The organism is Brevibacterium antiquum CNRZ 918, from assembly GCF_900169145.1.
Taxonomy (GTDB): Bacteria; Actinomycetota; Actinomycetes; order Actinomycetales; family Brevibacteriaceae; genus Brevibacterium; species Brevibacterium koreense.
In genome coordinates this window covers 143,956-154,584 of the sequence record NZ_FXZD01000003.1, presented here as the reverse complement: position 1 = coordinate 154,584, position 10,629 = coordinate 143,956, and the positions used below count along the sequence as shown (strand labels likewise).

General features: G+C 64.0%; 13 protein-coding genes. 5 read left to right on the top strand and 8 right to left on the bottom strand.

What is annotated here, in order from left to right; genetic code table 11:
* Nucleotides 1-5: 5 nt before the first annotated feature.
* Both BANT918_RS05810 and BANT918_RS05805 read left to right on the top strand, forming a co-directional pair.
* A complete protein-coding gene (locus BANT918_RS05810; RefSeq protein WP_009883210.1) occupies nt 6-1,031 on the top strand; it encodes a putative FMN-dependent luciferase-like monooxygenase in 1,026 nt (341 codons plus the stop codon).
* A gap of 1 nt (nt 1,032) precedes the next feature.
* On the top strand, nt 1,033-2,376 hold the full coding sequence (locus BANT918_RS05805) for an alkylhydroperoxidase domain protein (protein ID WP_009883211.1): 1,344 nt from the start codon (nt 1,033-1,035) through the stop codon (nt 2,374-2,376).
* 6 nt (nt 2,377-2,382) lie between these two features.
* On the opposite strand, the gene BANT918_RS05800 is transcribed toward BANT918_RS05805, so the two are convergent.
* Nucleotides 2,383-3,012, bottom strand: a complete 630-nt coding sequence (locus BANT918_RS05800) for an SAM-dependent methyltransferase (RefSeq protein WP_009883212.1) — start codon at nt 3,010-3,012, stop codon at nt 2,383-2,385.
* Nucleotides 3,012-3,977: an NAD(P)/FAD-dependent oxidoreductase gene (locus BANT918_RS05795; RefSeq protein WP_101619358.1), complete on the bottom strand. Its 966-nt coding sequence runs from the start codon at nt 3,975-3,977 to the stop codon at nt 3,012-3,014. The genes BANT918_RS05800 and BANT918_RS05795 overlap by 1 nt, the downstream gene beginning before the upstream one ends.
* A gap of 113 nt (nt 3,978-4,090) precedes the next feature.
* Between BANT918_RS05795 and BANT918_RS05790 the strand changes: the two genes are divergently transcribed.
* Complete coding sequence (locus BANT918_RS05790; protein WP_096146582.1) at nt 4,091-4,690, top strand: helix-turn-helix domain-containing protein; 600 nt, start codon at nt 4,091-4,093, stop codon at nt 4,688-4,690.
* A 7-nt stretch (nt 4,691-4,697) separates the two neighbouring features.
* On the opposite strand, the gene BANT918_RS05785 is transcribed toward BANT918_RS05790, so the two are convergent.
* Nucleotides 4,698-5,117: a DUF779 domain-containing protein gene (locus BANT918_RS05785; protein WP_009883215.1), complete on the bottom strand. Its 420-nt coding sequence runs from the start codon at nt 5,115-5,117 to the stop codon at nt 4,698-4,700.
* A complete protein-coding gene (locus BANT918_RS05780) occupies nt 5,117-6,640 on the bottom strand; it encodes an aldehyde dehydrogenase family protein (RefSeq protein WP_101619357.1) in 1,524 nt (507 codons plus the stop codon). The genes BANT918_RS05785 and BANT918_RS05780 overlap by 1 nt, the downstream gene beginning before the upstream one ends.
* Nucleotides 6,641-6,849: 209 nt before the next feature.
* Here BANT918_RS05780 and BANT918_RS05775 point away from each other — a divergent pair, with 209 nt between their 5' ends.
* A complete protein-coding gene (locus BANT918_RS05775; protein WP_101619356.1) occupies nt 6,850-7,866 on the top strand; it encodes a protein kinase in 1,017 nt (338 codons plus the stop codon).
* 71 nt (nt 7,867-7,937) lie between these two features.
* Here the strand turns inward: BANT918_RS05775 and BANT918_RS05770 are convergent, their stop codons facing one another.
* Genes BANT918_RS05770 through BANT918_RS05760 form a run of 3 tightly spaced genes read right to left on the bottom strand, consistent with a single transcriptional unit; the run spans nt 7,938 to nt 9,231 of the window.
* Nucleotides 7,938-8,138, bottom strand: a complete 201-nt coding sequence (locus BANT918_RS05770; RefSeq protein WP_101619548.1) for a type II toxin-antitoxin system Phd/YefM family antitoxin — start codon at nt 8,136-8,138, stop codon at nt 7,938-7,940.
* Between the two features lie 59 nt (nt 8,139-8,197).
* Entirely contained in the window at nt 8,198-8,764 is a 567-nt protein-coding gene (locus BANT918_RS05765) for a GNAT family N-acetyltransferase (RefSeq protein WP_101619355.1), read from the bottom strand.
* A complete protein-coding gene (locus BANT918_RS05760; RefSeq protein WP_101619354.1) occupies nt 8,761-9,231 on the bottom strand; it encodes a GNAT family N-acetyltransferase in 471 nt (156 codons plus the stop codon). Before BANT918_RS05760 ends, BANT918_RS05765 begins: the two co-directional genes overlap by 4 nt.
* 76 nt (nt 9,232-9,307) lie before the next feature.
* Here BANT918_RS05760 and BANT918_RS05755 point away from each other — a divergent pair, with 76 nt between their 5' ends.
* On the top strand, nt 9,308-9,538 hold the full coding sequence (locus BANT918_RS05755) for a hypothetical protein (RefSeq protein WP_101619353.1): 231 nt from the start codon (nt 9,308-9,310) through the stop codon (nt 9,536-9,538).
* A gap of 3 nt (nt 9,539-9,541) precedes the next feature.
* On the opposite strand, the gene BANT918_RS05750 is transcribed toward BANT918_RS05755, so the two are convergent.
* Nucleotides 9,542-10,612, bottom strand: a complete 1,071-nt coding sequence (locus BANT918_RS05750) for an AI-2E family transporter (protein WP_101619352.1) — start codon at nt 10,610-10,612, stop codon at nt 9,542-9,544.
* Nucleotides 10,613-10,629: the final 17 nt, after the last annotated feature.

Genomic DNA, 10,629 nt, shown 5'->3' with positions numbered 1-10,629 from the left:
ACACGATGACGAACAGTTCCACCGGTCCCCGGCTCGGATTCTTCACCCGCCTGCTCGAGGACGCCCCGGCAGCTCAGCGCTACCGGTTCGCACTCGAACAGATCCAGGCGGCCGAGGCCCACGGCTTCGACTCCGCGTGGGTGGCCCAGCACCACTTCTCTGCGACCGAGGGCGGCCTGCCCTCCCCACTCGTGTTCCTCGCCCATGCGGCAGCCCAGACCTCGCGGATCCGCTTGGGCACGGCGATCATCACCCTGCCCATGGAGAACGGCGTGCGTGTGGCCGAAGACGCTGCGGTCACCGACGTGCTCTCCGGGGGACGCCTGGAGATCGGGCTCGGTTCGGGCGGAAACCCGAAGTCCTTCCCCGCCTTCGGCACCAGCTTCGATCAACGACGTGAGGTCTTCGCCGACAACCTCGCGGCACTGAAGACTCTGCTGGCAGGTCAGTCCCTGGAGACCGGGCATGCGCTCTATCCGGAACCGACCCGGCTCTCCGAGCGCCTCTGGCAGGCCACCTTCTCCTCCGGCGGATCCGGAGCTGCCGGTGCCGCCGGTGATGGCCTCATGCTCTCTCGCACCCAACCCCGCTCCCAGGACAAGCCCGAAGCAACCCTCGACGAGGTGCAGCTGCCGGTCATCGACACCTACCTGGCGAACCTTCCCTCCGGTGTGGAGCCCCGAATCCTGGCATCGCGCACGGCCGTCGTCGCCGATGCCGCAGCGCTGCCCGAACTCCGCGCCCGGACCGAACCGGCGCTGCGGGCCGAGGCAGATCGCCTCGTCGGCTATGACACCTCGGGGCTGAGCCTGGACGAGCTGCTCATCGCCACCGACACCTACCTCGGCACCCCCGAGCAGGTCATCGAACGCCTGGCGACAGACCGTGTGCTGAACCGGGCCACCGACGTCAGCTTCCAGGTACACTCGGTGCCGGCGACGAATGAGACGACGCTGCGGTCCATCGAACTCCTGGCCACCGAGGTGGCCCCGGCCCTGGGACTGACGCTCACGACGGAACAGGCGGCCTGACATGACCGACATCATCAACACCCTCGCCGGAATCGCCGCACAGGACCCCCTCGACAAGCTGCGCGATCACCGTGCACAGGCCAAGGACAACGCCCAGCTCAGCTTCGAAGCGCTGCTCGAACCAGCTGAGACCGGTGGGTTCTCCCACCGTGACCGCTATGCCGTCGCCGCATTCACGGCCGGCCTCCTCGGCGCGCCCGCGGCCGAGGAGTTCTACCGTGACCTCCTCCGTGACGAAGACGAGGTCGCCTCCTGGGAGATCGCCGAACTCCTCGATGAGGTGCTGCTCGAACTCGACTCCCGTTCGACCGTGCGCGGCCCCTACGGAACCTTCGAATCGGCTGCCCTGGCGGCCGAGAACGTCCCGGGACCCTGGCTGAGTGTGGAGAAGAAGTCGAGCGAGGTGCTGGGCGCACAGCTGGCCGCCGGCCTCGAATTCGCCCATCTCCTAGTTCTGCATCCCCGCGACTCACGTCCCGAACACATGGCGCTGCTCCTCGACGCCGGCTGGGACGAAGACTCGATCGTCACGCTCGCGCAGCTCGTGTCATTCCTCAACTTCCAGATCCGCATCAGCACCGGACTCACTGCCCTGGTCCACGCACCGGCGACGACCCTGCCCCCGGTCTCGGACGAACCGCCCGAAGCGGGCGACGGTGACGGCGAGGCCACCTCTGCGAGGGACTCTGCCGCTTCGTCGAAGGGCAGCGAGGCTCTGGCCCGGGTCGGCGAGCGCGTCAGCACCTATCCCGGGCTCACCCGTCCGGAGCTGTTCCAGCAGTCCGGGCTGGGCTGGGTGCCCTGGATCTCCCCCGTCGCCGAGGCGGACCTGACCGATGTCCAGCGCGAGGCACTCATCGAGGCGGGGCGGGCGAAGAACCCCTACTTCCGGCTCCTGGCCAGGGATCCGGCGGCCCTGCGGGCACGAACACTGACCGACCTCGACATCTTCTTCAACACCACCGACGGGCTCGGCCGGGCCGAACGTGAGCTGGCCGCGACCGTGGCCTCACGTCTCAACGGGTGCCTGTTCTGCGCCTCGATCCACTCGGACCGGGCCACGGAGGAGTCGGGTCGCCGGGACCTGGTGCAGACGCTGCTCGACACTGGTGTGGAAACGCCGTCGAACCTCGGCGATGCTGTCTGGGACGCTGTCGTCGACGCTTCCGCGGCTCTCACGCTGACCCCGCAGGCGTTCGGTCCTGCGCATGTCAATGCACTGCGCGAGGCCGGCCTCGACGATGGCGACATCATCGACGTACTCAACTGCGCAGCCTTCTTCAACTGGGCCAACCGCCTCATGCTCTCCCTCGGCGAACCCGAGGTGCTCGCACCCGGAAAGTGACGCGGCTCAGCGGCTGCGCACTGCCCTCACCACGACGTCGTCGATGGTGATTGTGCGGCCACCGGGTCCTGCCATGGTGCGCTGGGATTCCTCGGCGGTGACGACGGTCCAGACGACTCGATCGAGACGCTCAGTGATCGAGTCGGCAGTCGCTGAGGCTACTGCCGGCGGGTGAGAATCGCCGTGAGAGTCGCCATGGCCGTGGTGGAGGTGGCCGACGATGAGGAGTGTTCCCCCGGGTGCCACCCAATCCGCGATGCGCCCGTAGAAGTCCAGCTGAGGCATTGCCGGATGCGCGTAGTGGGTGGTGACCAGGTCGTACTGCGTCTCCGGCGCCCAGCTGGAGAGATCGGCCTGGATCCAGCGCACCCGGTCACTGACTCCGGCGACCGCAGCGCGGTCCTTCGCGTGGTCAAGTGCTGCATTCGCAACGTCGGCTCCGGTGACATCCCAGCCCTGAGCTGCCAGCCAGATGGCCTCTGCTCCGGCACCGCAGCCGGCGTCGAGTGCGGTTCCGGATTCGAGTCCGCTGACCTCCTTGATCAGGTGGGGGTTCGGATCGCCTGAGCTCATCGCTGGGGCGCGTTCACCGGTCCAGGTCTGATCCCAGTAGGTCTTGTCGAATGAGTGTGTCATCAGCTTGCCTCCTGTGCCTGCTCGGTCTCGTGCTGCGCCACTGCGCGATCGAGGTCGGTGAAGATGAGGTCGGTGTTGATGTGCTGTGCGGCGAGCGCACCGGCCGCTGCCGCACCACTGACCTGCGCTCCGATGTCGGTAGCATTGCCGGCCACCCAGACGCCGGGGACCGCGGTCTGCCCGAAGGCTTCGGTTTCGATGAAAGCCCCAGCAGGACGGGCCGTGGGCTCGAGCCCGATCCCTGCGAAGAGTTCGGTGCGGGCAACCATCGGCGTAGCGACGACTGCAGCATCCACGGCAATGACCTGTCCATCACCCAGACGCACACCCGTGAGCGTGTCATCGGTGATCTCCAGGCTGTCGATGTCCCCGTCGATGACTGGGATGTCGAGCGCGCGAAGTTTGACCTGATCTTCCTCGCTCAGCTGTTGGTCTCCGGAGAAGAGCATCACATGAGGGCTCCACTGCTTGAACAGAAAGGCCTTGTGGATGGCCATCGGACTGGTGGCGAGGATGCCGATGCGACTGTCGCGGACCTCCCATCCGTGGCAGTAGGGGCAGTGAAGGACGCCACGACCCCACTGTTCGCGCACGCCCGGGATCTCGGGCAGTTCGTCGACGAGGCCGGTCGCCATGAGCAGCCGTCTGCCGACGATCTCTTCGCCGTTTTCCACGGTGATTGTGAACCTGTCGACTTCGCCGCTGATTTCGGTGACCTGGCCGTCGATGATCTCGCCGCCGTAGCTCTGCACTTCGTCTCGGCCTCGGGTCAACAGCTCTGCGGGGCTGATGCCTTCGAGTCCGAGGAGCCCATGGACCCCGTCGGCCGGAGCATTGCGCGGGTGGCCGGCATCGATGACTGTCACCCTCCGGCGTGCGCGGGCCAGGGTCAGGCCAGCGCTGAGTCCGGCCGCACCGGCTCCGACGATCACGACGTCTCGAATCGCGCTCTGCTTCTCTGCCATGTCCTGGTCCTCTCAAAGTATGTGGAGTCGCCGCTGCGGCGCTCCGATACTTCGATGGTGACAACCTATTCGCAGTATTGCAAACAGTTTTGCCGAATGGCAAAATAAGGGGCATGGATGAACTCATGGACCGCACTCTCGATGCTGTTGGGCCACGGCTGAAGCAGCTACGGCAGCGCCGCGACATCACTCTCACCGATCTGTCCGAAGAGACCGGCATCTCGATCAGCACGCTCTCGCGCCTTGAGGCCGGGCACCGCCGTCCCAGTCTCGAACAGCTCCTGCCCTTGGCGCGAGCGTTCGGGGCCACTCTCGACGAACTCGTCGACGCGCCCCCGACCGGGGATCCGCGCATCAATCTGCGGCCCCTGCCCACTCGCGACGGCCGGACGATCCTGCCGCTGACGCGTCGGGCAGGGGGCATCCAGGCCTATAAATTCGTGCTGCCGACAGGCTCGGATGAGGCCACGCCAGAGCTGCGCAGCCATGAGGGCTACGACTGGGTCTTCGTCCTCAACGGCAGCCTTCGCCTCGTCCTCGGCGAGCACGATCTCATCATGGAACCCGGCGAGGCAGCCGAGTTCGACACCCGCACCCCGCACTGGTTCGGCGCCACCAGTGCAGGGCCCGTCGAGTTCCTCAGCCTCGTCGGCAAGCAGGGCGAGAGAGCCCACGTCCGTGCGGCACCGAAGCGCCACCTCGGCGAGGGTTAGCGGTATCTCAGCCGACGTCCATGAGGGTGGACCGGATGATGAAGCGGTTGCCTGTCGGTGACTCGACGCTGAAGCCGCTGCCTCGTCCGGGGACCACATCGATCGTGAGGTGGGTGTGCTTCCAGTACTCGAACTGCTCGACCGACATCCAGAAGTCGAGGCCCGCCTTCTCTGCGTCATCGACGGGCAGTTCGAAGTGGCCGAGGAGAACGTCGGCCTCCGAGGTCAGGAAGTCGCCTTCGGGGAAGCACATCGGCGAGGACCCGTCGCAGCAGCCACCCGATTGGTGGAACATCAGTTGGCCGTGTTTGGCGACCAGATCGCCGAGGAGGTCGACGGCGGCCTGTGTCATGGCCACTCTCGATTTCTCCTCCCCGTCGATGGTCGGTGCTGATTCCAGCGCCGCGGTCTGTGTAGATTCACTCATCAGAAAAATCCTTGTGCGTTCTCCGAGTAGCTGACCAGCAGGTTCTTCGTCTGCTGGTAGTGGTCGAGCATCATCAGGTGGTTCTCTCGGCCGATTCCCGATGACTTGTATCCGCCGAAGGCAGCGTGTGCCGGATAGGCGTGGTAGTTGTTGACCCAGACGCGACCGGCCTGGATGTCTCGGCCTGCCCGGTAGGCGGTGTTGCCGGTCCGGGCCCAGACGCCGGCGCCGAGTCCGTAGAGCGTGTCATTGGCCGTGGTGATGGCGTCGTCGTAGTCCTTGAACGAGGTCAGGGCGACGACGGGGCCGAAGATCTCCTCCTGGAAGATCCGCATATTGTTCGAGCCCTTGAAGATGGTCGGCTGGACGTAGAAGCCTCCTGAGAGGTCGCCCTCGAGTTCGGCCTTGTCACCGCCGATGAGCACCTCGGCGCCTTCGTCCTTGCCGATCTTCAGGTAGGACATGATCTTCTCGTACTGATCGTTCGAGGCTTGCGCGCCGACCTGGGTGTCGGTGTCGAGCGGGTTGCCCTGCTTGATCGCGCGGACACGTTCGACTCCGGCGGCGACGAAGTCATCGAAGATCGACTCCTGGACGAGTGCACGCGACGGGCAGGTGCAGACCTCGCCCTGATTGAGAGCGAACATTGCGAAGCCCTCGAGTGCCTTGTCGCGGTAGCTGTCATCAGCGGCGAGCACGTCTTCGAAGAAGATGTTCGGGGACTTGCCGCCGAGTTCCAGAGTCACCGGGATGATGTTCTGCGAGGCGTACTGCATGATGAGTCGGCCGGTCGTCGTCTCACCGGTGAAGGCGATCTTCTTGATCCGCTTGTTCGAGGCCAGGGGCTTGCCCGCCTCGACTCCGAAGCCGTTGACGATGTTGAGCACACCGGCTGGCAGCAGATCGCCGACGAGTTCGGCGAGGATGAGGATCGATGCCGGGGTCTGCTCGGCGGGCTTGAGGACGACGCAGTTGCCTGCGGCGAGCGCCGGTGCCAGCTTCCACGTGGCCATGAGGATGGGGAAGTTCCACGGGATGATCTGTCCGACGACGCCGAGCGGTTCGTGGAAGTGATAGGCCACGGTATCGTCGTCGATCTGGGACAGGCCGCCTTCTTGGGCCCGGATCGCTGCGGCGAAATAGCGGAAGTGGTCGATGGCCAGTGGGATGTCGGCGGCCAGTGGTTCGCGGATGCCCTTGCCGTTGTCCCAGGTCTCGGCGACCGCGAGCATCTCAAGATTGGCCTCCATGCGATCAGCGATCTTGAGGAGGACGTTCGAGCGCTCGGTGACCGAGGTCTTCCCCCATGCAGGTGCTGCGGCCCAGGCCGCATCGAGGGCGGTTTCGATGTCGTCGGCGGTGGAACTGGGGATCTCTGTGAATGCCTGTCCGGTGACGGGAGTGATGTTGTCGAAGTAGTCGCCGTTCTTCGGCGGCACCCACTCGCCTCCGATGTAGTTCTCGTAGCGCGACTTGAACGTGACGAGCGAACCTTCGGTACCGGGTGCTGAGTAGACTGCCATGACACTCCTTCGTGTGAGTCCATCCGCTCGCATCGCACGCATAGTTTCGCGTGCAGTGCATGGTCGTGGTCGACTGCGCGAAGCGGATGTGTCCGTGTCCTCTCACCATAGGCTGGAGAGAGGACACGGACAATAGCCTGATCGACTTCGCGTTGCTGAGTCGACTCGCGTTGAGGTCGGGTTGAGGGCTCAGCGCCTAGAGTGTGGTGATGAATGCACGATTGGACAGCGCCCGAAAAATCTCTGCAGCGATCGACAGGCTTGACGATTCTGAGGTTCGTGCGCTCGTGGACACGGCTCAGAAGGTCGGGGTCGGCATCGGAGGTACTACCCGGAAAGCTCACGTTGACGGAGCACAGGTCTTTGTGAAGCAGCTGCCGATCACCGTGACAGAAGAGGCCGACCCCTTCGCGACCGTCAACCACAACGGACTCCCCTTCGTCTCCCACTACGGGATCGGCAGCCCCTCCCACGGTGTCGGCAGAGAATTGGCAGCTCACCAAATGACCTCTGACTGGGTCCAGAGTGGAGCGGTGGACTTCTTTCCGCTGCTGCTCGGGTGGCGAATCATCAACCTGCAGTCCGAAATCGACCTCAGCGAATTTCACGAAGTCGGCCCGCAACACCAGTGGGGAGCCTCGTGGCCTCAGGTGGAGACGAAGCTCAGGGAGTTGAAAGCCGCCCGGTCGAGCATGGTGCTCTTTCTCGAATACGTTCCTGAGACTCTCGGTACTTTCATACGCAGAAACTTGGCTGAGGGCAACGGAGAGTCCGACTTCACCGACGTAGTGAAACAGATCGCCGAAGCCACAGCATGGATGGCGAAACAACAGTTTCAGCACTTCGATGTCCACCCGGGAAATATCCTTGTGCGCGAGAGCAGGCTGCTGTTCACTGATTTCGGGCTGTCGCTGCACCCAGAATTCGTGCTCACACCAGATGAAGAGTCCGCCATGCCCTCCCACGCAGACTTCGACAACGACTCCGCGCTGATGCACCTATTCCACTGGGTGCTGTTCGAACTCGGGTACACCAGCGCAGAAGGACGGCTGGCCCTGTTGCGTGCTGCCGCTGCTGACGGCTTCGCCCCTGATTTTGATCCGGTTCGAGCTGCTCTAGGTTCAGGTGCCGATCTCATCGCAGAATATGCGAACGTCGTTGTTCGCATGTCGGAGATGTTCGCCATTCTCACACGGGATGCGTTCGGGGCGAGATATTGTTGCTGACCCTGGCCCTGTCGGTCTATGGGCCCTGCTGCGCACAGTGCCGCCAGACTTCTCGATCCGATAGGACACCGTCACATCCAGGCGAGGTCGAGCCTGACCTGACCCCAAGAGATGTTCGGACCGGCTTCGTCCCGCGCTGCGTCGAAAGCCTCGATATCGTCGATCTCCTCAGCGGATGCCAGCAGTCGGTCATACTCGGCTGCGCTGACAATCACCGCCGCTCTATTCCCCTCGTGCTCAACGATCACGGCTTCCGTCTGGGCTGTTTCCATGACGAAGGAAAAGACTTGCAGGCATCGTAAAAGGAGATGCGGAAACCGCCCGCGACCCTTCACTCACTCGGGCCACCGTCCTCCGGTCGAACGGCAACATACAAACCCATGTCCCGCCTCTGCCCACCGATCATCTTGTGTCCGGGCAAGAGGCTCTCGCGAAGATACCCAGCGTGTTCCGCGGTGCGGATTGACGCGGCATTCCATGGTTCGATGAACAGTTCGACCCGCTGAACTCCCGGAACTGTCCAAGCAAATTCGGTCAAAGCGGCGAGCGCCTTGCCGGCGTATCCGCGACCACGTTCAGCTGGCGAAATCGCGTATCCTGCACTCGCTCGGCCTTCGTCGAGGTCCTTCAGCCACAGACCACAGTGACCGACCCCGTCATCATCGGAACGCCGTGCAATCGTGAACGAGAAGCCAGCCCCTTCGGCATGACGTCCTTGTTGGCGGGCAATCCAGGCGCCGGCCTCCGACGCGGAGGCATTGCCCGGAAGGGAGCCGGTCTGCGGAACGTAAGGATCGGTCGACAGCTGCCGGGCCATTGCACTGTCGCGTGCTTCCACTGCTCGGAGCCGAACTTCCCCACTAGTCGGAGAATCCGCGGGCCAGGGTGGCAGCGTCATAGCAGCGGCATGACCATGATCAGGCAGGGCGTCGCGGCGTCCCACAGGTCGGTCTCCTCCAGCGGGAGGAACCCCATCTTCTCATAGAAGTGACGGGTGCGGTCGTAGTTGGGATCCGGGCTCGAGGCTCCTAATGTCTTGACGTGCAGCAGCGTGGCGCCCCTCGTCCGCACATCAGCCGCGACCGCTCGCATCATCGCAGTGCCGACTCCGGTTCCATGCGCCGACCTGTCGACGACCGTGAAATGGATTTCAGCAGAGTGGTCGAAATGCCAGGAGACGAGGGTGACTCCGACGACCGCGCCGTCGTCACTGCGCACCGTCCATGTCTCCATGGTGCGTGCATCATCGACATATTCTGCGTTGGATTCCGGTCTGCCGAACCATTCGGGAACGCTCAGCAGCAGGCGATCCACGTCATCGGGAACTTGGTCATCTCGCACGGCACTCCACTGTGTCTGTGTCATCCGAACCATACTAACGACCGCTCGCTTCGGGCACCGCCACCTCGGCGACATTCGACGGCTTGGTACTCTGACATCCATGAGTGACATCGATAGCCCGGTTCTCCGCCTGATTCCCTATCTCGCGGCGATCACCGTGACGATCTTCGCGACCCTCGCGTTGACCAGCGGCGGTGAGAGCAACCTGCTGATCACTCTGCTCACAGCCGCCGTCTCCTATTTCGGTACGTACTTCATCGTCCGGTTCCTCATCGGACTCATCTTCGGAAACCGGGGCAGCGAACCTGAAGATCCAGACAGAAGAGAGTAGCCGCTACTTCTTATCCTGGGCGGGCACGACGACCTTGCGGATGATGATCATTCCCGAGGCGGCCACGGGCACCGCGACCACGGCGCCGAGCACCCCACCCAGGGTGCCGCCGGCGATGGCGGCGATGATGACGAGCGCACCGGGCACATCCACAGCGGTCTTCATGATGCGGGGGCTGAGCAGGTACGCCTCCACCTGCATGTACACGAGGTAGTAGATGCCGACGGCGATCCCCAGCCCCGGAGAGACCATGAGGCATGAGCCGGTGATGATGATGGAACCGGTGATCGGGCCCACCAGCGGAATGAGCGAGGCGAGGAAGGCGATGAATGCCAGCAGCGCCGGCAGCGGGGCCCCGATGATGGTGAGGAAGATCGCCGAGCACACGCCGTTGACGATGCCCAAGGACACCTGCCCGAGAACGTAGCGTCCGATGGAACGGGTGACCTCCTCGGTGACGGATTCGACGGTCTCTCGCGAGCTCGCCGCGACGAGCGAGAGCATGGCCGCCTTGATCGTCGGCATCGTCACCGCGAAGTAGATGGTGAGGATGACGACGATGACGACGCCGGCGAGGAAACTGAGGATTCCGGCCCCGATGGACACCACGCCGCCGCCGAGCGAGACCACGTTCTTCGGGTCGGCGACCCAATCGCCGATGTTGTTGAAGATTCTGTCGAGGTCGACGGCTCCGGTGAATCTCTGTTCGAGGTCCGCCACCCAGCCCGTGGCCGCCAGGTCCGCGACGATCTCCGGGAGATCGCCGATGAACTGCTGGATCTGGCTGATGACGGCAGGGGCGATGAGCAGCACGGCTCCGGCGACGATGCCGATGAAGGCCAGGACCACGAGGACGACGGCCAGAGACCTGGGCAGCTTGCGCTCCACCAGCCACAGCACGATCGGTTCGAGACCGAGTGCGAGGAACAGAGCCAGACCGATGTAGATGAAGACTGTCGCCACGGACTGCAGGGCCGCGATCAGCCCGATTGCGAGTCCCACTCCCAGTGTTCCGGTGAAGCCCACCCGGAATGCGCTGTTGAGAGTGAGGGTCTTCCCCTGCCCTTTGCCCATGATCCCCAGTGTAACCA